Genomic DNA, 22361 nt, shown 5'->3' on the forward strand with positions numbered 1-22361 from the left:
GTCTCACCAAATGTGGGCTCACGATTTTTTTATTTGGAAATTTTTTCTGCTACTTCTTTGAGACTTGCAATTATCTTTTCATAATCAGATTCATCAATAGTTCTCAAGTCTAAGAAGACTTTTCCATGACTGATTCTAGTGATAATTGGATAATGTGCATATTCGAGATCACGATTTAATTTAGTTTCAGAAGTGCTTGATTGAAGGTCGATCAAATAAGTTGGCAACTGTACTTCTGGGAATGAACCACCACCGACCATTGTAGTTCCCTTCTCTATTGTTGCTTTGAACTTAGTTTCGTCTTCGATCAATTTTTGAAGAGTTTCAGCTCGTTTAAAAGCATCCTCTGGACTCATCGTTAACTCATTCAAAACAGGAATTTGCTTAACCGCATTGTCTGGGTCTCGATACAATTTCAAAGTTGCCATTAATGATGCCAGCGTAATTTTGTCGACACGTAACGCACGCAACAATTGATTATGTTTCAATTGATCAATGTATTTTTTCTTACCTGCAATGATCCCAGCTTGAGGACCACCAAGTAATTTATCTCCGGAAAACATGACCAAATCACAGTTTTTCAATTCTTGGGCAATTGTTGGTTCGTTACCTAATCCATACTTACTCAAGTCAACCATTAAACCACTACCTAGATCATTGACTAATGGTAAGTGATGTTTACGGCATAAATCTGCCAAATCCTTAGAATCTGGAGTTTCAGCAAAACCGATCAACTTGTAGTTACTAGTGTGGACGATCAATACTCCACCAGTTTCTTCATTGATGGCATCTTCATAATCTTTGATATGAGTCTTATTAGTCGTTCCAACTTCTTTCAAAATACCACCAGTTGATGTGATGATATCAGGAATTCTGAATGAACCACCAATTTCTACCAGCTGACCACGTGAAGTGATCAATTCTTTTTGATTGAAAAGTGTGCTCAAAACTAACATGACAGCAGCGGCATTATTATTAACAACGATTGCATCTTCTGCACCTGTTAATTCAGCGACCAACTTTCCAACCGCTTTGTATCGATCACCACGTTGACCAATGGTAATGTCATATTCCAAATTTGTTGCATGTCCGGCGACGTCACTGATTGCATCTTGTGCCGCTGTGGCAAGTTTGGCACGACCCAAATTCGTATGTAATATGACTCCTGTCGCATTGACAACTGGTTGAATTTGACTAACACGACGATCAGCTAAATATTTTTCGATCTTACTGTCAAAATAATCAGATGTTAATTCAGAAATTTTTGAATTCAAAATATCTTTTCTAGCTTCATCGATAGCAGTTGTGATCATTTCTTTAACAACTTCCACATCCACGGTTTCTTCCCACGTTTGGGCAGCTTTAGAATTTAACAAATCATTTACAGAAGGTAAATTTCTTAAAAGAGTTTTTTGATCCATTAGCTTTCCTTTCTGAATTCTTCCATCATATTTTTGATTGCTTGAAGGAAAGTATCAACTTCGTCTTCAGTATTAAAACTTGAAAGAGATAATCTCACGATCCCTTGTGACACGGTATCAAATGTTTGGTGAACTTTAGGAGCACAATGAGCACCTGATCTGGTAGCTATTTGATGTTCGTCCCAAAGCCACTGTCCAACATCAGCCGAGTCTACACCCTTAACGTTGAAAGCAACAACGCCAGTTGTTTCAGCATCTTCAGGTGTATAAATCTTAATTTCTGGATACTGTTTCAATCCAGCTTGTAGTAAATCAGTTAAGTGATGAACTTGTGACTGAATATTTTTAACACCATGATCCAATACATATTGAACACCAGCAGATAAACCGGCGATTCCTGGGACATTCATAGTTCCAGCTTCTAGATGTGTTGGATAATATTTTGGCATACTTGTATTGAATGAATCTATCCCAGTTCCACCACTCTTCAGTGGTTCAATTTCAAGTGGTTCTCTTAAACAAATACCACCGGTTCCTTGGGGACCGTACAGTGATTTATGCCCTGTAAAACACAGAGCATCGATATGCATTTTCTGAATATCGATATCTTCAAATCCAGCTGTTTGGGCAGCATCAATAACTAAAAGCAGATTGTGTTTTTGACATATCTTACTTATCTTCTCGATCGGTAAAACATACCCAGTAACATTTGAAGCATGAGTACAAACAATCAATTTGGTATTTGGTTTGATCATATCCTCAAGTTGGTCAACTTGTAATTGACCAGTTGCTGGATCAAATGGCAAATAACTGACTTCTACCCCATCATCTGCTTTCAATTGCTCTAACGGCCTAATTACTGAATTGTGTTCATAGTTAGTAGCAATCGCATGATCACCACTATGTAATAGTCCTTTGAGGACAGTATTAAGGCTCTCAGTCGCGTTCGTTGTAAATGTGACTAAGTCTGTAGATGGAACATTAAACAGTGTCTTGAACTGTTCTCGTGCATGATTAACGATGTCACTACTGTGAACACTATAATCAGATGAATCCCTTCCAGGATTACCATAAGTTCCACTAGTCAATACCTTTGCTACCGTTTCCCCAACTATTTTAGGTTTGATTGCAGTCGTTGCTGAATTATCGAAATAAATCATACGCTTACCCTCTTTGCCAAAACTCTCATATTTTCCTTACGTCTAGTTACACCTTGCTTATCCATGTATTCCAAAATCATCATGCCGTATTTTCTACTTGCACCACTCAAATCACGGAATTCCGCTATCGTCATAGTGTCATTTTTTACAAGATAATCCTCAACTTGTTTGGTTACGTCCTCAAAAGCAGAACGGAGCATGACATTTTTTTCACTCAATCGAACTGTTTCTCCACCTTCAAGTGATTTCAAAACTTCGGCTTTGTTGTTATCTCCACCGATCAAGTCTTCATCACTTGGTGGCATCAATGGGTTCTTGCTCAAATCTGCAATCAACTCATCATGCGCTGCTTGCTGATATTTGTTGTATTTCACTTCAAAATCAGCCGCTGCTGCATATGATTCTTCCAGTCTGATCATGTTCTCAGAGACCATATCATCCAAGACTTTTTCCATGACCTTACTTTCAGCAACACCCTTGAAACGGGCAATTAGTTCTTCTTTAGGCATCCCTTTTTGCAAACGATGTTGCTTATGATACATGTTCAATGTATGTACAACATCATTCTTAAATTCCTTAAGTTTGTCAGAATGAACTACTAAGTTACCGATCAGAGTTATTTCTTTATCTTTGTTCAAGTCGCCAACTAAGTCATTTACATCTTCTTTAGAAATGTTCAAATAATCAGCTAAGCTTTCGCGAGTTGCTCCTAGTTCAGCTTGATTCATTAAGAAATCGAGCATGATCTGTTCTTGATTACCAGAAGCCTTAACAGATAACTGCTTCAAAACATCATCATTGAAACGACGATGCTTGGTTGGATTTGGATCCAAAACAGTTCCGCCACCGATCAATACCATTGGTGAATAAGATCTAAGAATATAACGGTCACCTTTTTTAACAGCAACTGGTTCCTCAAGTCTTAATTGAAGATAATTATCCTTACTTGCATCGATACTATCTTCACCCAGTGGAACAACACGAGCGATAACTTCTTGTGCACCAAGATAAACTCTGACACGACTCCAAAGTTTGACATAATTGATGTCTTTATCTGGCAACATCTGATAGTCAACATCTAGCATATACGTTGGCTTAATGTTTCCTGGCAAAGTCAAAACATCCCCACGACGAATCTCGTCTGTTTTCAAATTTGCCAAATTGATTGCGGTTCTGGTACCAGGCAGAGCTTTATCCACATCATGGTCATGAACTTGAATATTACGGATCTTAGTAGTTTTTCCACTTGGGAAAGCTTCTAAGGTCATCCCATTTGTCAATTCACCTTCCAATAAAGTACCAGTGACGATCGTACCAAATCCCTTGATAGAGAATGAGCGGTCAACATTGATTCTTGGAATGCCATTGTATTTGGGTTTCTTGATCGATTCAACTTTGTTATCCATGACTTCGATCAAATGTTTCATACCGGTTCCACTGATTGCGTCAACCGGAATGATCGGAGCATCGATATCATGATCTTTCAAGAAATCTTTAACATCTTCCGTAACTAATTCCTTAATATCATCGTCAACTGTATCGACTTTACTCAAGACTACGATGTAATTGTCGATGCCCAACAGTGACATGATCTCAACGTGTTCTTTAGTCTGTGGCATGATACCCTCAGCAGCATCAACAACTAGCAAAACTAGATCGATACCACTTAATCCAGCAATCATATTCTTTAAAAATCTCTCATGACCTGGCACATCGACGATTCCGACTTGTTCATGATTCGGTAAATCAAAAAAGGCGAAGCCTAAATTGATAGTTAAGCCACGCTTTTTTTCTGCTTCCATAGTATCAGTATCGATACCTGTTAAAGCTTTGATTAAAGTCGTTTTACCATGATCAACATGTCCGGCCGTTGCAATAATAATTTGATCTTGACCAATTGTTTCCATGATATCCCCCTACTGGTCCAACTCGTAAGTGCTTTTAACACCGACTCTGTTGCCCTTGTAAATCTGTTGATAGCTAAAACCTTTATCAGCTAGTAATTGAAGAATGGCGTTCTTTTCGTCGTAATTAAATCTAACACTCATTCCACAACCTGCAGAAATACTGCCGGGAGTTGAAATAATACTTGAGGTATAGTCAGGGTTTTCATGCAAAATATCCTTGATTTGAATAGCCTCATGCGTTGTATTAAATGTCATTAATCCAAAAGTTTGTCCCATTTTTCTGCCTCTAATCTGGTCTAACAATACGATTATGTTTTCTCATTGTTTCAACAATATTGAACATATTTGTAACTGAACCTACAGCAACTTTATCTTTCAATCCAAAGTAATCAAGACAAGCTCCACAAGCTTGGATCTCAACTCCTCCTTCTTCAAGTGCTTTAAGGTCTGTCAAATAATCTGAACCTTCTGTAACCAAATGAACTCCACCGTTATAGCAAAGAATCTTATCTGGTAATACATCTTGTTCTGTCAATGAATAAACAAAACCGTGAAGTAAGTTTTTACCTAAAGTTTCATCACCGTGACCCATAGTATCTGTGTTGATAACTACGATATATGATTCACCTTGTTCGTTGAAACCATTAATAGGAACATCGCCTTCAACAGTTTTATCAGTCTTCTTTAATGTAACTGTAAATTGACCATTGTCTCCATTTTCAACATTGTAATCATATTTCTTTTGATCAGCTAACTTTTTCAAGTTTTCTGGAGCCATGTCATCATCTACTAAGATTTCAACAGCGTCATTCTCTTTCAAGGCTTGCTTAGCCATGATAATTGGAGCTGGACAAACTTTATCTAATGCATCGATTTTTTTCATAATAGCACCCCTCTTAATTAACAGTAATTTCTTTATCCTCTTTATCCACAACTTTCCCGATACGAGCACTTCTCAAGCTCAACTTGTTGAGCTTACCGAGAACTTCGTCGGTATATTGAGGATCAATACTAAACAATAGCCCACCAGAAGTTTGAGGATCATACAAAACTTCTTCTAAGGCATTATCATCAAACGTAAAGTTGATCTTACCATCTAAGAATTTACGATTACGTTGTCCACCACCAGTTACTAGCAATTCATCAGCTGCCTCATAGGCTGAAGGAAGAATCGGTATATCTGTTGCGTTTAAAACAGCTGAATGTTTGCCGTTCAAGAATTCGTTCAAATGACCTAGTAAACCAAATCCTGTGACATCGGTACATGCTGAAACTGGATATTCTTTAATGATCTCAGAAGCATATTTGTTCAATGTTGTCATACTTTCAACTGCACCATCGAAAGCTTCTTTGCTGACAGCATCTGCACCATATGCTGAAGTGATGATTCCTACACCAAGTGGTTTAGTCAAAATCAAATCGTCGCCAGAGTTGCAGGTATTATTTCTGAGGATCTTTTTCGGATCAACAATTCCATTTACAGATAATCCATACTTTGGACGTTGATCTTGGATCGAATGACCTCCGGCTAAGAAACCGCCAGATTCAGTCACCTTTTCAAGACCACCTTGTAAGATTTTCTTTAAAATATTTTGATTCATTTCTTGTGGAAAACAAACAATGTTTAGAGCTGAAACAACCGTTCCACCCATTGCCCATACATCGCTTAATGCATTTGCTGCAGCAATTTTTCCAAAGATGTAGGGATCACTAACCATTGAAGGGAAGAAATCGATAGTTTGAATAATTGCTGTGTCGTCGTTAACTTTCAAAATAGCAGCGTCATCAGTCGTTTCAAAATCGACCATGACATCAGGTTGTTTATCTTGATGAAGATCTTTTAAGAGATTCTCCAATTTTCCTGGTCCCATTTTTGCGTTACAACCACCACAAACAAATAATGTTTCACCTTTATCTACGGTTGAATCCATAATAATCATCCCTCACGTTCAATAGATTAGTGACCCTCTCAAATCACTTTACTTAGGGTCAGATTCAGTACTTTCATCAGCGTTAGCTTGTTGTACTGATTCTGATCTTTGTTTGATACCTTGATATAACATTGATAAACCTGTGTATGTAACAACCACAATGATCAACCATGTTAAAACATTTAAATCCAAACTCTTAACAAACAAGACAGCAATTGCAACACCGATAACACCACCGATAGTGATACCTAAACTGGCATTACGGTTGTAGTTACCAGATTTAATAAACTCGTAACTAGCAATTGGCATCAAGACAGCAGCTGATGTCATCATGATTGGGAAAGCAACAGCTGGACTCATTCCAAGCATGTAAACTAATGCCATACATGGAGCATAAAGACCAACACCTGCAGTCATCAATGCACCAAGAATGAAGTTACCAACTACAGCAATAACAAGGTTGATACCGTGTAAACCAATAGCTGTATTTCCAGCACCTAAAGCACTTAATACACCTAATTGTGAAAGCAACATCAATACGGCTGTTGCAACTAGTGCAATTCCCATAACGATTCTAACGATTTTCTCGTTAAACTTAGTCATGACTTTCGAACCGATAGCCGAACCAACACCTGCAGCTACAACCATGGAAATAAGGGTTGGACCCTCGACCTTGATTGTGTTAGTAAAAAGGAATGCTTCAACAATAACAGGTATTGAACAGGCAACTGTTAAGGTACCTGGAATAAGCTTATCTGACTTCAAGTACTTTGTAGCTTTAAGTAACAAAGTAGTTGGAGCGTAACTTCCGATACCCAGAGCATCCAAGAAGTTAGTAACAAAACCGATACCTGTGGCAACTGGAATACTTCCGTCACTCTGATGCTTGTGCTTTATCAAATCTCTACCAAAAATAATGGCAACGTAAACTAGTAAAATACCTAATACAATTTGGATTAAGCGTAATATCATAATAATTCCCTCCCCTATTTCAATTCGAATCCGTTAGACAATGGATCTGTTGGGTCGAACACAAACTGGTTAAACCCAGTGATCCATGCTGATCCAGTAACTTCAGGAATTATAGCTGGTATGTCGCCCTCCTTTGTCTCTTTTACAACACGACCATAAAACTTGGTCTTCAAAATACTTTCGTAAACAAACTTTTCATCAATACCAAGTTTACCTTTGGCATGTAATGTTGCCATCTTTGCACTTGTTCCGGTACCACAAGGTGAGCGGTCAACTTGACCATCACCAAAGATAACGACGTTTTGAAGTGTTGATCCAGCATCTTTTGGTTCACCATACATTTCGACCAAATCAACTGTCTTGATGTGTGACAATGTTGGATGTTGAACTTCAACTTGTTCGTTAACTGCATGAAGAATCTTCATACCAATATCGGCAAGTTTTTGAGAATTATCAGCTTCGATTTTTTCGTTAACTTCAGAAACTGGCAAGATAGCGAAGAAACTTCCACCAAATGAGATATCCAAAGTAACTTCACCAATATCTGGTACATTTACTTTGACATCTTTTTTATATAAGAATGAAGGAACATTTTGGAAAGAAACGCTTTCCACTTGATTTCCTTCCTTCAAGTGTGCAGTTGCATGAATCAATCCAGCCGGTGTATCCAAAACAACTTTCTTTTCAGTTGCTCCAGGTTCTACATCTACCATACCTGTTTCAACGATAGCTGTCACGGCTGCAATCGTATTATGTCCACACATGTTTAAATAGCCACCAGTATCCATGAAAACGATACCATAATCTGCTTCAGGATTCACTGGTTCCATCAAGAATGCACCGAACATTTCGCCATGACCACGTGGCTCTAACATTACTGCAGTCCTGATATCATCATAATTATCAATTAAATATTGTTTCTTTTCAGCAATCGTATTTCCCTTAAGTCTCGGGACGCCGCTTGTAATAATACGTGCGGCTTCACCAGCTGTATGAGAATCGATTGCTGTCATCATCTTTGTAAATTGCATGACTGTCCCCCTAATGAACTACTTGTCCATCATGTCTCATTTTAAGTTTTAACAATCCCAATGCTTTGTGCGCGTCTTTGGAATCCAAATTATTTTCACCGACAACCTCAGTTTCAATTCCCGCGGGAGATTTGTTGATGTCCTCGACGAATTTGGTGTACTCGTTTTCCACCACAAATCCCGCTTGCGCTCCAATAAATTTCAATCCAACTATACTGATACCTTTGTCACCGATTTCTGCCATTGTATTAATGAAGTCAACATCTGAGTTGCCCCAACCATCGGCAGAAATTATAGCTCCATTGGCACGCATGGCATCAAGCCACACGCTAACTCTCTTACCAACAAGATTTTTTAGATAATTGTCCTGAGGTGTACCAACTAAGATCACACCTAGAAAATCTACATCAGGATCATTTGATACCTCTCTTACAAGCGGATCATGAAAATGATGTAAAGTTGTTTCTTTTGTGGAAGGTCCTATTCCCATAACTTATCCCTCCTAGACCAGAGCATGAATAGCACCATCGCGGTATTCATTAGCAGTTAATAAAACTGGCATGTTATCCATATCGATAATGGAAATACCCTTTTCTATTCCTGCTGGCTCCTTTGGAAAAATTATATTATCGTACATGGCACCCTGACCGGCTACTTCTTTTACGACAGCAACCTTTGGTTGACCAGGATTCTGGGTATCTACATATTCAATGTCATCAGTAGCATCTCTGCCCATCAACATTTTCAATTCTTCTCTTATTGGTTGTAAAAATTTATCAGCAGTTCTAAACACCATTTCACAGGTGTCACGGTTAAATTCAAAATTCTCTTTCAAAACGACGTCGATCAAAATTACTACGTCATCTAAATCTGGAGTACCATCACGTCCAAACATGATTTTCTGATCTAAATAACCATCTGAAGACCCAAATTCATGTAACTGAACTCCAGTCTCATCAGCACCAGTCAAAATTACATTGACGCCTGTCAGTGTGTGAGTGAGCCCATATCCTAATTCTCCCAATACTTTGGTTGAGATAGGCATGACATCCATAATGGTATTTATTTCAAAATGACAATCCCTTGGGTCTACCAATTTGATAGTCATTTCTTTAAGTCGATCATCCAAATCAAATAGTGCATGATCCGGTATCTCTAAACTATTTTTTGTAAGGTGATATTCTGTTCCAAACTTAACGCTTTGCATTGAAAATGCCTTGATGTTCAACGTATTTTTTTTCATAGGAATAGCTCCTTATAAATAATAAAGGAGGGCATACTTATGCCCTCCTAAAATACCCAAAATTAAATTTTGGCTAAATATTCATATGGTAAAGGTACGATCTTTCCAGGTGAATCAAGAACTTCAAACTGTTTCAACGTATCTTTAACTATTCCTGTTTGCATTTCGACGTTATTAGGTTCTCCGGCGTTAGCCCCCATTGGTACACGAGGTGCAACGGCTCTTGGTGAACCATTTTGACGAACTACAGGAGGTAAAGCTGCTATTAAGATTGTAGGAATCCCAACGGATTCAATTGCTCTCTGCACGATCACGGCAGATCTATGACAAGTTCCTCAACCAGCTGTCATGATGACGCCGTCAACGTCTTCAGCTTTAAGTTTTTGTGCAATTTCTGGACCAGTACTGTCAGTGAAGGCTTCGATGTCTCCACCACCACCCATGAATCCATATTCAATAGGTGCTAGTCCTCTAATAAATCCTGCATCCTTCAATTCACGTAATCTATCAATTGGGAACATGCAGTTGATATCTTTATTAACATCACTGTTATCATATCCACCATGAGAAACCATCAATTCATCAGATGGTGTATCCCAAGGTATCTCTCTATATGTTGTATCACCAGCCAAGTTAAAGCGTTTATCTGATTTCAGATGAACACCAGCAGCTGTGGCGATAGCAATATTCATTTCTTTTAATGGCTTTGTAACGGGAGCCCAGACAGGCTTCGGCGTAATTGGAACAAATATTTCTGACTGTAGGCCATCATATTTCTTTAAGGTCATTACTTTTCCTCTCTTTCCTTAGTGCGCTGTTTAATTTCTTCTCTATGTTCTTTATAATCTTTGAAAGCTTGCACATAATCTGGATTTGGGGTTTCGGATAATACTTCTGGGTAAGACATTAAGAAACCAACTTCGTGCCCAACTTGTGGGTCGTGTTCACAGATCAACATTCGCTTAGGGACAGTTAAGGTTCCCAGACGACCTTTTAATTCGATCGTGACACCTGCATCGGTCACCTCCGAAATAACTCCTTCGTAGACTGACTCTGTTGATGCATAGTTTAGCTTATCGTATTCATCCATTCCTAATACCCTTCATTCATTATTCTTTTTCGTAAATTTCTAGTCTCTTCTTACTCTTAGGTAATGATTGCTCATTAGGTTCAACGTCAATCTTAACTCCATCATGTTCTTCAATAACTTTGATGTTATTTTCTTTAACATTTGGATTCCATTTACGTTCTGGTTTGTCGATCTTGCCACCAGCCATCTTTGTTTCCAACATAGCTAATGCTCTGATTGCATCTTCAGGACATAATGTATTATTTTCGAAGATTTCGTTTTCGATACCTTGAGCAGATTTGTTATTATCAACCATTGCATCCATGTACTTGTTACCAACAACAAGAGCACCTTGAACAGCAGAATAAGTCATACCAACAACTGGAACGCCTCTCTTACCGATTTCTTCAATATGTGATGCAAAGTCGATATGGTTGTTACCAAATCCTTCAGTTGTAACAATGGCACCATCAAGGTCCATTGCTTCAATTGTCATACCAAGTCTCTTAGATACGTAGAATTTCTCTGTGTTTGCTTGTGGAGATCCAACGAACAATACACCTACTAGATCGATGTCTTCATCGTCCATAGCTGCTTGTACCATTGGTTCACGCCAGTAATGACGTGATGTTTCCTTAGAAGCAGGTCCGATACATGTCAAGGCATGGATACCACCATCTAGAACTTCTAGAGGTGAAAGCATGATAGGCAAGTTACCAAGGTCAACGTTAGGTTTTGCACCCAATGTACCAACTGGTTCGATAGGCATGATCAAGTTATCATGCATAGCTCCTTGTCCCATGATTTCCTTAACAATAACAACACGTTTTTGATTTGGATGACGTTTTTGTTGAACTTCATCCTTCTTAACTACCAAGCTGTCATCGGCCTTCTTCAAGGCTTCTCTTATTTCTTGAACAATAACGTCAGCGGCTTTATGGGAAGCTAGAGGACCAACACGTTCCATGTTACGTCCGGCTTCAATTGTAACTTGAGCTTTAATGAGGATATCGCCCTTATCAGGTGATCCTGGACGACCCCACATAATATTTTTGTTTAGTTCACCTTCTGAAGAACCGAATTCACCAATTTGAATTCCGTTTTCATCAGTACCTGTAAGCATAAAGACAGTTCCATCAAGAACACGTGTAACACCTGTTCCGATTTCTCCTTCTTTTTTACATGCTATAGGTTGAACATCCATGATTGTTTCACTGTATTTGTCATAATCGTCTGGTGTAATAATTTCCAAAGCCATATCTTTTACGATTTTTTCAGTGTCAGCAGCTTCTTTACATAGATCTTTAGGTGTTCTAATAGTCAAAGTTGTGCCATTGATCTCTGTCTTGTCGCCAAATACTACTTTGTCGATTTTGAAGTGATCACGTTCTAGTTCACGAACAACTTTTGTTTCAACTTCATCATCTGATGAAGCATCACTGTCATCTGAACTAGTTGCATCATTGTTTGATGCAGCGTCAGCATTTTCTGTTGCATTTACTTGTGCAGCAACAGGAGCGGCTGTTTGGTCTTGAACGGCAGTTGCTGTCATAGGAACTTCTAGATGAATTCCCTTACCTTCAGCAATGTCGATCTTGATTGAACCATTAGAAACTGAACTACTTGAAACTACTGGTGCTACAGTACTTTGTACTGGTTGATCAGTGTTTTCTACCGGAGTAGAAGCATCATCTGTGGAATCAGTTGCTGCATCGTCATCATCTGCATCTGAGTCATCACTTGAATCGTCAGAAACTGATTGGATGTCATCAACGTTATCAGGTGTCAATGGAATCAAGGCATCTGTTGTTTCCTTTAATTTTGCTCCTAATACTTGTTCGATTGTTAGAACATTGTCTGGTAGTTCCAAAAGGCCAGAATCAACATAGTCATCAAATAATGAAGGATCTTCAAGATTTGGTGCTTCGATTGTAATTCCGCCTTCTGCTCTACAGCATAGTACAGCAGGATCCTTTGCGTGATCCATGGCTGTTTCTTTTGTTATAGACATATTGTCTACCTCCCTTGATTTCTACTTAGATTGAAAATCTTCTGGAAGATGACGATATAATCTATGACCTGCTGCTCTTAAAACATGATCTGTTGAATGATAAACTGAAACTCCTACACGAGGAGCTATACCTGCGACGGTATTCGTTCAATCTTGACATGTTCCAGTTAAGATTGCTTCAGCTCCCTCTTTCTTCATACCAAGAACTGCTTCAGCCTGTCCGGGACAAATTCCCGGTAGACTACACCGATATCTTCCATTTACTAAAACCATCCGCTTGCAGCGACGAAAGGCAACAACTTCACTGCCCATCTTCTCAGCAATTTCACGAAGACGTGGTTCTTGGCCACCACACTCACATTCAAGAAGACCAATCTTCTTATGTGCTTGTGGATAAGGCATTGCTACTAAGAAAGCTCCAGTTGTCTTTGTAACTGGTGTTTCTTCAGTTCCTGTTTTTCCTGTAAATGGTCCACCAACTGTAATGTCACCATGCGGGCTTATATAGCCACCTGCTGCATCGATAAACTTCTTAGCTGGTAATCCAATAGGTACATTTTCGAAAACTGTTGAATGTTCTTTGATACGACCATCCAAAGTAATATCCTTGTCGATAAAAGGCTTTCTATCCTCAATTGCTTCTGTAATACGTTTGATTGTTTCAGTATTTTGAATAATTGCATTGGCTTTAATTGGTAGTTCACCAGGTTTAAGCACAATATCAAGTAGTTGACGAACGATAACTCTTTCATCACCTGCTGGATACATGTTTGTAAGTAACTTAACTTTGATGTTAGGTTCGTTCTTACATGCTTTACCTAATGCGAGAAGTGCTGCGTGGTGGATTTTCTTTGTAGCAATATATCCAACCTTCGCATCAGTGATCTCCATCATGTATTTCATACCTCTAACGATCTGGTTTGCATAACGCTCTTCAACTTCAGTGTTGTGACAAAGTAAAGGTTCACACTCTGCTGCGTTAGCAATCAAATAACCGCCAGTGATTTTGTTTGATAATTTAACATCTGTAGGGAAACCTGCACCACCAGCTCCGACGATTCCGGCATTTTTAATATCTGTCAAGTAATCATCGGAATCTGGAATATGTACATAATCATCCTTATTTTGTTCTTCATCGGCATCAATATCGATGCTTTTATCATTTACTGAAATAACGGTACCGTTCAAACTTGCATGAATGTTTGCTCCCAAACCACTTGGTTCTGCAATTAGTTCACCTCTACGAACACGTTGGCCTTCCTCAACGATTGGTGTATCAGGGCCTCCAACATGTTGTTTTAGTAAATATCTGACTTTTTCCATTATTTTCACCTCCTCCCGACTTTGATAGCGAAATGCACACGTTTTCATTCGCATGTTCATATTATCACATAAAATACTGTAAATTAAGTGAGAATTAATGATTTAATATAATTAATTTTCAGTTAATTATATGATTACCATGATATCAGTACTTATAGGATTTTCAGAAAAATATAATATTTTAAATTCAGGGAAAACCCCAAGAAATATTTAATAAATTTATGTAACCGTTTTAGATTGACATATGTACACACTGTGATAATATTTTTAATTGGGAGTGGATAGGTTCTGGTGTTCCTTCTAGTCTTCAAAACTAGTATGAGGGGTTAGTAGCTTCTTGGGTGGGTTCGATTCCCACACATTCCCGCCACGCATATAAATTGAATTGTATACAATTCAAACTAAAAACTGTTGATCGTTTTCAACAAAAAAAGAGTCGCATTTTAAAAAATGCGGCTCTTTTTTTCATTTTCCTTGTTAAAGTTTTCACAAATTAATGATAAAACCTTGGAAGCCTTTCAGAAAGGCAACAGAGTATCTCGTAATTGATTGTATTGGCATATTTTGCCACGTCAGTAGTCGTAATTTCATCATTACCATCCCTACCAATCAAAGTTACTTTTTGGCCTACAGGTAGCTTGTGTGGAAGTTTTACCATAAATTGATCCATACATACTCTACCAACTATAGGACAACGAACTCCATCAATCAAAACATCTGCTCCTTGCATCCTACGGAGCCATCCGTCAGCGTAACCCATTGGAACTGTTCCGATCCATTCATCGCCACTTGTTGTATATGTGGCACCATATCCGATACTTTCGCCAGCTGGAACCTCTTTTACAAATACTAGCTCTGAATGCAAGCTCAAGACTGGTTCTAGCTTATATGGAGTCTCTGGAATATCTGTCTGTGATGGGTTCAGTCCATACAATGCGATACCATATCTGACCATATTGATGGCTAAGTCACGGTGCCACAAGGCAGTAGCTGAGTTAGCACAATGAACATACTTGAATTCTACCGGCAGATCAGCTTTGATTTCATTGAATCGTTTTACTTGTTTCTCAAAATATTTTTTATCGGGATTATCTGCTGTTGAAAAGTGCGTAAATAGTCCTTCAGGTATAAATGATTCTGGATGATCTCTTAAAAAGTCACATGCTTCAACCAAATCATCATGATTGCGGAATCCAATTCTTCCCATCCCACTGTCGACGCCGATATGGACTTTAAGTTGATAGATGTTTTGACTAACAACATTTTTAAGCCATTCAAGTGATCCAACTGTCAGTGAAATATCTGCTTTATTAGCTACTTCAGCATATTTCTCAGGAGTTATACCTAACACCAAAATTGGTGCTACGATCCCAGAATCACGGATTTCCAATCCTTCATCTAATGTTGCAACACAAAGTCCAGATGCACCATTTTCAATTTCTGCTTTGGCAACTTGAAGCAGACCGTGGCCGTAAGCATTTGCTTTAACAACCGCAAATACAGCCGTTCCTTTTGGAACAGAGTTTATTTCATTTCGCAAATTTGTCCTCAAATTTGTCATGTTGATATCAACCGTTGCGGGTCTATGTAGTGATGGTCTCATTTTCATTCCTCCTCTAGAATTACTTCGGTAATAACCAATTCGTCAGTATCAGAAATTGAGATAAGAATATTTCCTTTGTAGATATCAGTCTTGATGTAAGGTTTTCCAGAATCATAATTCAATACACTTAAATCGTGGAAACCAATTTTTCCAAGTCCAGTGCCCATTGCTTTAGTAAATGCTTCTTTGGCTGAGAAACGCCCAGTTAAATAAGTCATTTGAGATTTTTCAGTACGCATAGATTTGAAAACTTCGATTTCATCATCATTCAAAATCTTTTCCAAAAACTTTGGATGTCTACCGTAAATTTTTCTAACTCTATCTATTTCTGCAATATCTATTCCTAAACCATTGATCATAGTAAATTCTTCACCTTTTTTAATAAAATAGGGACAAAGCAAATGATTGCTTCGTCCCCCATTTATTTTCTATTATAATTCATTTGATACTAAAATCACAAATCAACTTTTATTATAGATTTGTTCTGATCTTAAAAGCCTTCTTTGATTGTGCTGGCTTCTTGTTTTCATGACGTCTGTGGCTATTGTTGCTGTTGCCACTCTTGCCACCATGGTTGCTTCCGCCACCATTGCGACGATCATCATGTCTTCTACCACCACGATGTTCATTACGTTCGCCACCACGACGACCGCTATTAAAGCGATGGCGTTTGCCATGACCTGAACGGCTATGACTTTGTTTGCGACCTGGTAATGGACGTTCTGGAGCAATTTTAACTGGTACACTTTGTGCATCTTTGATTGCTGAAGTTAAGTAAACCATAACTAATTGTTCTGGTGTATATTCGTTCAACAATTCTTCAGTTGCATCCTTGAAACGATCCAAGTTCTTGTCATGAGATAAGGTATCTTTGATATCATCCTTAACTGATTCCATTTGACCTGATAAAACTTCTTTATCAGTTGGAGGTGACAATGGCTTCATGCGCTTCTTAGTCAAGTTTTCAATCGTACGTAAGTAGCTCATTTCGTTTGGTGTAACAAATGTTACAGAAACACCTGATTTACCGGCACGACCCGTACGTCCAATACGATGAACGTAACTATCAGGGTCTTGAGGGATATCATAGTTATAAACGTGAGATACGTTTGAAATATCCAAACCACGAGCAGCAACATCAGTTGCAACTAAGAAATCAAGTTTTCCGGCCTTAAATTTACGTAAGACGCTTGTTCTCTTATCTTGAGACAAGTCACCATGAATACCCTCTGCATTGTAACCACGAGCTTGTAATCCACGTGTTAGTTCATCAACACGACGTTTTGTACGTCCGAAGATCAAAGCCAATTCTGGTCCTTGAACATCGAAGATACGTGTCATCAAATCAAATTTTTCGAAATCACGAGCTTTAACAAAGTATTGATCAATGTTATCAGCAGTTAATTCTTTAGACTTGATCTTAACAACTTGTGGCTTTGTCATAAACTTATCAGCAATCTTCATGATAGGTTTTGGCATTGTAGCTGAAAATAGTAATGTTTGATGTTGATGTGGAACGTTTGACAAGATATTTTCAATATCTTCAACAAATCCCATATCTAGCATTTCATCAGCTTCATCAAGTACTACTGTTTTTACATTTTGTAATTTAAGTGTACGACGGTTGATATGATCAAGTAATCGTCCAGGAGTACCAACGATTACATGAGGATGGTTCTTTAAGGCATGGATTTGTCTTCTAATGTCAGAGCCACCATAAACTGATTGAACTCTAACTTTCTTTTTACTACCTAATTTGTACAATTCTTCTTGTGTCTGAATTGCTAATTCACGAGTTGGAGAAATAACCAACGCTTGAATATCGTTAGATGCCATATCTACAGCATCAAGGATCGGAAGACCAAACGCTGCTGTTTTACCAGTACCTGTTTGAGCTTGTCCAATCACATCATCACCAGATAATACTAGTGGAATAGTTTCTGCTTGGATAGGGGTTGTTTCTTCAAACCCTGCTTCATCCACAGCACTTAATAATCTTGAATCCAAATTTAATTCACTAAATTTCACAAAAATCCTCCGTTTGAACGTGGTAAAAAAATCATTTTTTTACAATACCACGTTATCCAATGTTACTCAACCGACACACTTAAATTAATTCATGTAAGACATTTTCTAGATGAATGCCATGACTCGCCTTTAGTAAAATGGTGTCATTTGAGTTTAATTCCTTATTAATGTCTTCAGTTAGTTTTTCTAACTGATCCTTACTATACCAGCTCAAATCTTGAGAGTCATACTTTTGAACTAGTAGGTCATACAATGCTTTCATCTCATCTCCGACAAGATATACCTTTTGGAAATCTTTCGGATCGATGTGGCTACTCAATGATTCGTGTAACTTTTTGGAAGAATCGCCTAACTCAAGCATATCTCCCAATACGACCAATTTGCGGCCCGTCTGCAAGTTCTTGAGATTATCCAATACTTCACTTGCAGCTGTTGGATTTGAGTTATAAACATCACTCAAAACATCAGCTCCATTTTTGGCTTTCAGCCATTCGGTACGATTCTCAGTCACATACAAATGAGTTAAGGCCTCCTGCATTGCGGAAACCTTAATATGATATCTTTGTCCAACTAGCAAGGCAGCCATAGCATTGTTGACGTTATATTCTCCCATAATCGGGATAGTAAATTCAACATCTGGCCAAAGATTTGTTTTGAAAGTAGTCTGGTTCTTATCAGACTTAACTTCCGTAGCAAAGATGGTGTTATTGTCATTACGACCAAAAGTCTCTGAACGCTGTTGTACGTTTTCGACACGTTCGTTCAATAACGGTTCGTCACCGTCATAAATAAATAATCCATCTTCTTGTAAATGATGCGTAATTTCCATTTTTGCATCGGCAATCTTGTCACGAGTACCGAAAAATTCAATATGAGCTTCACCGATCATTGTGATCACGGAAACATCTGGATTAGCCAAATCACTTAAATGATCGATTTGACCAGGACGATCCATACCCATTTCTACTACTAATACTTCAGTATTGATCGGCATATTTAAAATCGTAAATGGAACACCGATTTCATTATTGAAATTTTGAGGTGTCTTCGCAACATTATTACTAACAGCCAAGATGCTAGCAATCATGTCTTTAGTAGTTGTTTTACCATTACTTCCGGTAACAGCTACCACCTTAGGATTTACTTTAGCTAAATAGTACTTAGCCAAGGTATCAAACGCCTTCATGACATCATCAACGGCTACATATGGAATCTTCTTATTTGGGATTCCATGATCATTTTGCCAAACACTTGCTGCGGCGCCATTTTCGATTGCACTATTGATAAATTCATGCCCATCACGTTCCCCTTGTAATGGAAAGAACAAATCACCGTCTTTTGCTTCACGACTGTCAAAACAAACTCCGGTAATTTGGACATCAGGTATATTATCAGCTTTGATCTTCAAAGCTGAATAAACTTCTTGTAACTTCATTTTCATGAATACAGTTCCCCAGTTCCGAAAAAAATATTTTCTCCTAAAAAACTAAAAAGAGTATACTAATTAACTTAGAAAGGATTTGATGTATTAATGACTTCAAATACAGATGATACTCCAAAAGAGAATAACTATTGGAAAAAGAACTTAATTGTCCTCTGGTTTAGTACCTTTGTTACAGGTATTGGCTTTAGTATGATAACACCCTTTATGCCATTATACATTAATAGTTTAGGTAATTTCACAAAAAGTCAGCTAGTAGTTTGGAACGGTATTGCATTCTCATCGACGTTCTTGGTCATGGCTATTATCTCCCCTATTTGGGGCAAAATCGCCGACCGACGAGGTCGAAAATTAATGCTCATCCGTGCCGCACTAGGTATGTCGATTGTGATTACTCTACAAGCTTTCGTAACTGCCCCTTGGCAATTAGTTGTCTTGAGACTATTACAAGGTGTCTTCTCTGGTTTTGTAAGTAATGCTAACACTTTGATAGCATCAACAGCCCCAAGATCTGAAAGTGGAAAAGCATTGGGAACTCTAAACACCGGCGTTATCTCAGGTACATTACTTGGACCTTTGGTCGGTGGTGTTATAGCTCAATACATGGGATATCGTATCCCATTCATGATTACCGGTTCTCTATTATTCACTGCCTTCATTCTAGTGATCTTCTTCATCAAAGAAGATTTCAAACCTATTCCTAAAGGACAGGAAGCTTCCACTTCGGAGATTTTTCATAAGTTGAAGAATCCCAATATAATCTTGGCGATGTTCATTACGACAATGATCATCCAAACTTCGAATAATTCAATCAATCCTATCATCAGTTTGTACGTAAAACAACTCATGCAAGGATCAGATAAAGTTACTCTGATCGCAGGTGTTGTCGCAGCACTTCCGGGTATCGCCAACATCATCGCTGCTCCCAGGTTTGGAGCCTTAGGTGATAAAATCGGTACCGGGAAAATTTTGATTGGTGGATTGATATTTGCTGTTTTAGTATACATACCACAAGCATTTGTTACCAACATTTGGCAACTAGCAATACTTCGATTTTTAGTCGGGGTTTCAGATGCATGTCTAGTTCCACAAGTTCAAACGTTATTAGCTAAAAACACTGATACTCAATACACTGGACGTGTATTCGGATATAATCAGTCGTTCCAGTCAGTTGGTAACGTGTGCGGCCCATTATTAGGCTCATACATTTCGAGTGCTTTAAGCTACTCGGCTGTATTCCTGAGTACCAGTGGACTCGCACTAATAAACTTCATCTGGGTATTTACACACTTACATTCAAAAAAAGCCAAAAAATAAAAGCCATCCGAGAAAGGATGGCTTTATTTGTTTTGCAAACCATATTTCTTGTTGAAACGATCGATACGTCCATCTGCTTGAGCAAACTTTTGTTTACCAGTATAGAAAGGATGTGAATCTGATGATATTTCAACACGGATCAATGGATATTCTTGACCTTCGTAATCAGTTGTTTCGCTTGATTCAACAGTTGAACCTGCTAAGAACTTCTTACCAGTTGAAGAATCCATGAATACAACTTGGTGGTAATCTGGATGAATTCCTTGTTTCATTATAATGTCTCCTTTGCCCTAAATCTTTTGCAGAGATAGAGATTAATTTACTAACGGTATTTTATATTATCATGAACAGCAACAAGTTTCAATATAATTCTATTTTTTCAAGATTAGTTTTTGATCAGCTATCTCATCAATCAGTCCTAAATCGTGATCGATTATCAACATTGTTGGATGTTGTTTATGTATCGCATCAACGATTTGATCACGAGTTATTACATCCAAGTAATTGAATGGCTCATCCCATAAATAAAGATTTGCTTGTTCTGATAAACTGACGGCCAAAGCTACTTTACGTTTCTGTCCTTGACTCATTTCTTCTATATTATTATCAAATAGTTCTCGTTCGAAACCTAATTTTCTCAAATTAGAGAAAACCATCTCTGGCTCAACTTTCTTTCTTTCAGCCAACTCTCGTATTGTACCATGCAAATCATATTCTTGAGCTAAATAAGAGATTTTTACAGAACTTGGAACAACTATACTACCAGAACACTCAAATGGCTGTGCTATCCCAAGGATCTGTTTGAAGATAGTTGTCTTACCGATACCATTTCGACCCATCAATGCAAGTACATGATTTCGTGGTAATTTAAAACTGACTTTTGGGGTCTCAACGTTGCGATTTTTTAATAAAAGATCATTCACTTCAATTAAATTCTTCAAATGAGAAATTTCCGCGTAATTTAATGATATCGGGTCATCGATCTCGATATTCTTCAACAACGTTTTTTTAGTGTTGAGTGAATCGTCAACACGATGTTGCATACTTTTGGCTTTCTTCATCATCTTAGCTGACTTGGCACCAATAAATCCTTTATCAAGATTGGCATGCTTATCCATCGAAATGTTTTTCTTCTTACCCTTTTCGGTTTGACGGGACCAATTTTCTTTCTTGACTGCAGAATCATGTAACTTATTTATATCCTTGGTCAATTGACGTTTCTGATCAGCTTCATACGTGTCTTGAAGGTTTTTCTCATGTTCCCAAGTATCAAAGTTACCTTTGTACACATCAATATCGTTGCGATTGATTGAAATAACATGATCGATTATTTCGTTTAAAAAATTTCTGTCGTGACTGATAACGATAAATCCTTTTTTTGTTCTTAAGTAGTCAGAGACTAATTTTCTACCATCGATATCCAAATGATTGGTTGGTTCATCGATCAATTGAAAGCCATCATCGTCAATAAACAGTACCGCTAATAGCACTTTAGTTCGTTCACCCGGACTTAATGTTTCAAATTGCTGATCAAGAATATCAAGACTGACTTGAAGTTTTTCTAACTCAGTCTCAACTCTCCAAATGTCATAGTCAGCCAGCCCTGAAATTTCTAAAGCAATTTCTTTAGTTGTTTTTGACATATCTGACACAGGCTGTGGATAATAGTGGAAATTTAGGTTGGAGACGACTTGTCCCTGATATTCTAAATTTCCTAACAAAATATTCAGTAAAGTTGTCTTACCTCGGCCATTACGACCAATCAAACCTAATTTCCAGCTCTCATCGATGCTTAAATTAATATTATTGAATAAGTTGTCGACCATTTGGTCATATTTAAAACTTAAATTATTTATTTGTATTGTTCCCAAATCGAACACCTCTTTTGGTGTCATTGGCTTTTA

General features: G+C 38.0%; 21 protein-coding genes and 1 tRNA gene. 2 read left to right on the forward strand and 20 right to left on the reverse strand.

Features of this window, described 5'->3' with window-relative positions; translation table 11 throughout:
• Positions 1-29: 29 nt before the first annotated feature.
• The 14 genes from selA to prdC all read right to left on the reverse strand — a co-directional run bounded on the left by selA (position 30) and on the right by prdC (position 14116).
• Positions 30-1421, reverse strand: a complete 1392-nt coding sequence (gene selA / locus EKM63_RS07490; protein ID WP_125705263.1) for an L-seryl-tRNA(Sec) selenium transferase — start codon at positions 1419-1421, stop codon at positions 30-32.
• Positions 1421-2581 (reverse strand): aminotransferase class V-fold PLP-dependent enzyme, encoded by a 1161-nt coding sequence (locus EKM63_RS07495; protein WP_125705265.1) that lies wholly within the window; start codon positions 2579-2581, stop codon positions 1421-1423. The genes selA and EKM63_RS07495 overlap by 1 nt, the downstream gene beginning before the upstream one ends.
• Entirely contained in the window at positions 2578-4488 is a 1911-nt protein-coding gene (selB, locus tag EKM63_RS07500) for a selenocysteine-specific translation elongation factor (RefSeq protein ID WP_125705268.1), read from the reverse strand. The genes EKM63_RS07495 and selB overlap by 4 nt, the downstream gene beginning before the upstream one ends.
• Positions 4489-4497: 9 nt before the next feature.
• Positions 4498-4764, reverse strand: a complete 267-nt coding sequence (locus EKM63_RS07505; protein WP_125705270.1) for a DUF3343 domain-containing protein — start codon at positions 4762-4764, stop codon at positions 4498-4500.
• A gap of 10 nt (positions 4765-4774) precedes the next feature.
• Positions 4775-5371: a sulfurtransferase-like selenium metabolism protein YedF gene (gene yedF, locus EKM63_RS07510; protein ID WP_125705272.1), complete on the reverse strand. Its 597-nt coding sequence runs from the start codon at positions 5369-5371 to the stop codon at positions 4775-4777.
• Positions 5372-5384: 13 nt separating this feature from the next.
• Positions 5385-6419, reverse strand: a complete 1035-nt coding sequence (gene selD / locus EKM63_RS07515; protein ID WP_125705274.1) for a selenide, water dikinase SelD — start codon at positions 6417-6419, stop codon at positions 5385-5387.
• 48 nt (positions 6420-6467) lie between these two features.
• A complete protein-coding gene (locus tag EKM63_RS07520; protein WP_125705276.1) occupies positions 6468-7391 on the reverse strand; it encodes a sulfite exporter TauE/SafE family protein in 924 nt (307 codons plus the stop codon).
• A gap of 14 nt (positions 7392-7405) precedes the next feature.
• Positions 7406-8422: a proline racemase family protein gene (locus EKM63_RS07525; protein ID WP_125705278.1), complete on the reverse strand. Its 1017-nt coding sequence runs from the start codon at positions 8420-8422 to the stop codon at positions 7406-7408.
• A 10-nt stretch (positions 8423-8432) separates the two neighbouring features.
• Entirely contained in the window at positions 8433-8912 is a 480-nt protein-coding gene (locus EKM63_RS07530) for a glycine/sarcosine/betaine reductase component B subunit (protein WP_125705280.1), read from the reverse strand.
• A gap of 12 nt (positions 8913-8924) precedes the next feature.
• The gene (gene prdD / locus EKM63_RS07535) at positions 8925-9665 is read right to left on the reverse strand and encodes a proline reductase cluster protein PrdD (protein WP_125705282.1); all 741 of its coding nucleotides are present in this window, start codon (positions 9663-9665) and stop codon (positions 8925-8927) included.
• Positions 9666-9727: 62 nt separating this feature from the next.
• The gene (gene prdB, locus EKM63_RS11545) at positions 9728-10453 is read right to left on the reverse strand and encodes a D-proline reductase (dithiol) protein PrdB (RefSeq protein WP_125705284.1); all 726 of its coding nucleotides are present in this window, start codon (positions 10451-10453) and stop codon (positions 9728-9730) included.
• Positions 10453-10755: a CBO2463/CBO2479 domain-containing protein gene (locus tag EKM63_RS07545; protein WP_125705286.1), complete on the reverse strand. Its 303-nt coding sequence runs from the start codon at positions 10753-10755 to the stop codon at positions 10453-10455. The genes prdB and EKM63_RS07545 overlap by 1 nt, the downstream gene beginning before the upstream one ends.
• A 19-nt stretch (positions 10756-10774) precedes the next feature.
• Positions 10775-12745: a D-proline reductase (dithiol) proprotein PrdA gene (gene prdA, locus EKM63_RS07550; RefSeq protein ID WP_125705288.1), complete on the reverse strand. Its 1971-nt coding sequence runs from the start codon at positions 12743-12745 to the stop codon at positions 10775-10777.
• Positions 12746-12766: 21 nt separating this feature from the next.
• Positions 12767-14116 carry a proline reductase-associated electron transfer protein PrdC gene (prdC, locus tag EKM63_RS07555; protein WP_263852859.1) on the reverse strand — a complete coding sequence of 450 codons (1350 nt, stop codon included), beginning with the start codon at positions 14114-14116 and terminating at the stop codon, positions 12767-12769.
• A 225-nt stretch (positions 14117-14341) separates the two neighbouring features.
• Between prdC and EKM63_RS11315 the strand changes: the two genes are divergently transcribed.
• Positions 14342-14438 (forward strand) — tRNA-Sec (locus EKM63_RS11315).
• 123 nt (positions 14439-14561) lie between these two features.
• On the opposite strand, the gene alr is transcribed toward EKM63_RS11315, so the two are convergent.
• The 4 genes from alr to EKM63_RS07575 all read right to left on the reverse strand — a co-directional run bounded on the left by alr (position 14562) and on the right by EKM63_RS07575 (position 19140).
• A complete protein-coding gene (gene alr / locus EKM63_RS07560; RefSeq protein ID WP_125705292.1) occupies positions 14562-15671 on the reverse strand; it encodes an alanine racemase in 1110 nt (369 codons plus the stop codon).
• A gap of 2 nt (positions 15672-15673) precedes the next feature.
• Entirely contained in the window at positions 15674-16030 is a 357-nt protein-coding gene (gene acpS, locus EKM63_RS07565) for a holo-ACP synthase (RefSeq protein ID WP_125705294.1), read from the reverse strand.
• Positions 16031-16142: 112 nt separating this feature from the next.
• Positions 16143-17699: a DEAD/DEAH box helicase gene (locus EKM63_RS07570; protein ID WP_125705296.1), complete on the reverse strand. Its 1557-nt coding sequence runs from the start codon at positions 17697-17699 to the stop codon at positions 16143-16145.
• 79 nt (positions 17700-17778) lie between these two features.
• Complete coding sequence (locus tag EKM63_RS07575) at positions 17779-19140, reverse strand: UDP-N-acetylmuramoyl-tripeptide--D-alanyl-D-alanine ligase (RefSeq protein WP_125705298.1); 1362 nt, start codon at positions 19138-19140, stop codon at positions 17779-17781.
• A gap of 90 nt (positions 19141-19230) precedes the next feature.
• Here EKM63_RS07575 and EKM63_RS07580 point away from each other — a divergent pair, with 90 nt between their 5' ends.
• Positions 19231-20457, forward strand: a complete 1227-nt coding sequence (locus tag EKM63_RS07580; RefSeq protein ID WP_125705300.1) for a multidrug efflux MFS transporter — start codon at positions 19231-19233, stop codon at positions 20455-20457.
• Positions 20458-20480: 23 nt separating this feature from the next.
• Here EKM63_RS07580 and EKM63_RS07585 read toward each other — a convergent pair whose 3' ends face one another.
• Entirely contained in the window at positions 20481-20729 is a 249-nt protein-coding gene (locus EKM63_RS07585) for a type B 50S ribosomal protein L31 (protein WP_125705302.1), read from the reverse strand.
• A gap of 99 nt (positions 20730-20828) precedes the next feature.
• Positions 20829-22328 carry a ribosomal protection-like ABC-F family protein gene (gene abc-f, locus EKM63_RS07590; protein WP_125705304.1) on the reverse strand — a complete coding sequence of 500 codons (1500 nt, stop codon included), beginning with the start codon at positions 22326-22328 and terminating at the stop codon, positions 20829-20831.
• Positions 22329-22361 lie beyond the last annotated feature (33 nt).

This window comes from Companilactobacillus mishanensis (assembly GCF_003946505.1).
Taxonomy (GTDB): Bacteria; Bacillota; Bacilli; order Lactobacillales; family Lactobacillaceae; genus Companilactobacillus; species Companilactobacillus mishanensis.

What these genes read in the sequence shown, in the direction of transcription:
- selA (WP_125705263.1), bottom strand. Translation starts at nt 1,421, where the DNA reads ATGGATCAAAAAACTCTTTTAAGAAATTTACCTTCTGTAAATGATTTG.
- EKM63_RS07495 (WP_125705265.1), bottom strand. Translation starts at nt 2,581, where the DNA reads ATGATTTATTTCGATAATTCAGCAACGACTGCAATCAAACCTAAAATA.
- selB (WP_125705268.1), bottom strand. Translation starts at nt 4,488, where the DNA reads ATGGAAACAATTGGTCAAGATCAAATTATTATTGCAACGGCCGGACAT.
- EKM63_RS07505 (WP_125705270.1), bottom strand. Translation starts at nt 4,764, where the DNA reads ATGGGACAAACTTTTGGATTAATGACATTTAATACAACGCATGAGGCT.
- yedF (WP_125705272.1), bottom strand. Translation starts at nt 5,371, where the DNA reads ATGAAAAAAATCGATGCATTAGATAAAGTTTGTCCAGCTCCAATTATC.
- selD (WP_125705274.1), bottom strand. Translation starts at nt 6,419, where the DNA reads ATGGATTCAACCGTAGATAAAGGTGAAACATTATTTGTTTGTGGTGGT.
- EKM63_RS07520 (WP_125705276.1), bottom strand. Translation starts at nt 7,391, where the DNA reads ATGATATTACGCTTAATCCAAATTGTATTAGGTATTTTACTAGTTTAC.
- EKM63_RS07525 (WP_125705278.1), bottom strand. Translation starts at nt 8,422, where the DNA reads ATGCAATTTACAAAGATGATGACAGCAATCGATTCTCATACAGCTGGT.
- EKM63_RS07530 (WP_125705280.1), bottom strand. Translation starts at nt 8,912, where the DNA reads ATGGGAATAGGACCTTCCACAAAAGAAACAACTTTACATCATTTTCAT.
- prdD (WP_125705282.1), bottom strand. Translation starts at nt 9,665, where the DNA reads ATGAAAAAAAATACGTTGAACATCAAGGCATTTTCAATGCAAAGCGTT.
- EKM63_RS07545 (WP_125705286.1), bottom strand. Translation starts at nt 10,755, where the DNA reads ATGGATGAATACGATAAGCTAAACTATGCATCAACAGAGTCAGTCTAC.
- prdA (WP_125705288.1), bottom strand. Translation starts at nt 12,745, where the DNA reads ATGTCTATAACAAAAGAAACAGCCATGGATCACGCAAAGGATCCTGCT.
- alr (WP_125705292.1), bottom strand. Translation starts at nt 15,671, where the DNA reads ATGAGACCATCACTACATAGACCCGCAACGGTTGATATCAACATGACA.
- acpS (WP_125705294.1), bottom strand. Translation starts at nt 16,030, where the DNA reads ATGATCAATGGTTTAGGAATAGATATTGCAGAAATAGATAGAGTTAGA.
- EKM63_RS07575 (WP_125705298.1), bottom strand. Translation starts at nt 19,140, where the DNA reads ATGAAAATGAAGTTACAAGAAGTTTATTCAGCTTTGAAGATCAAAGCT.
- EKM63_RS07580 (WP_125705300.1), top strand. Translation starts at nt 19,231, where the DNA reads ATGACTTCAAATACAGATGATACTCCAAAAGAGAATAACTATTGGAAA.
- EKM63_RS07585 (WP_125705302.1), bottom strand. Translation starts at nt 20,729, where the DNA reads ATGAAACAAGGAATTCATCCAGATTACCACCAAGTTGTATTCATGGAT.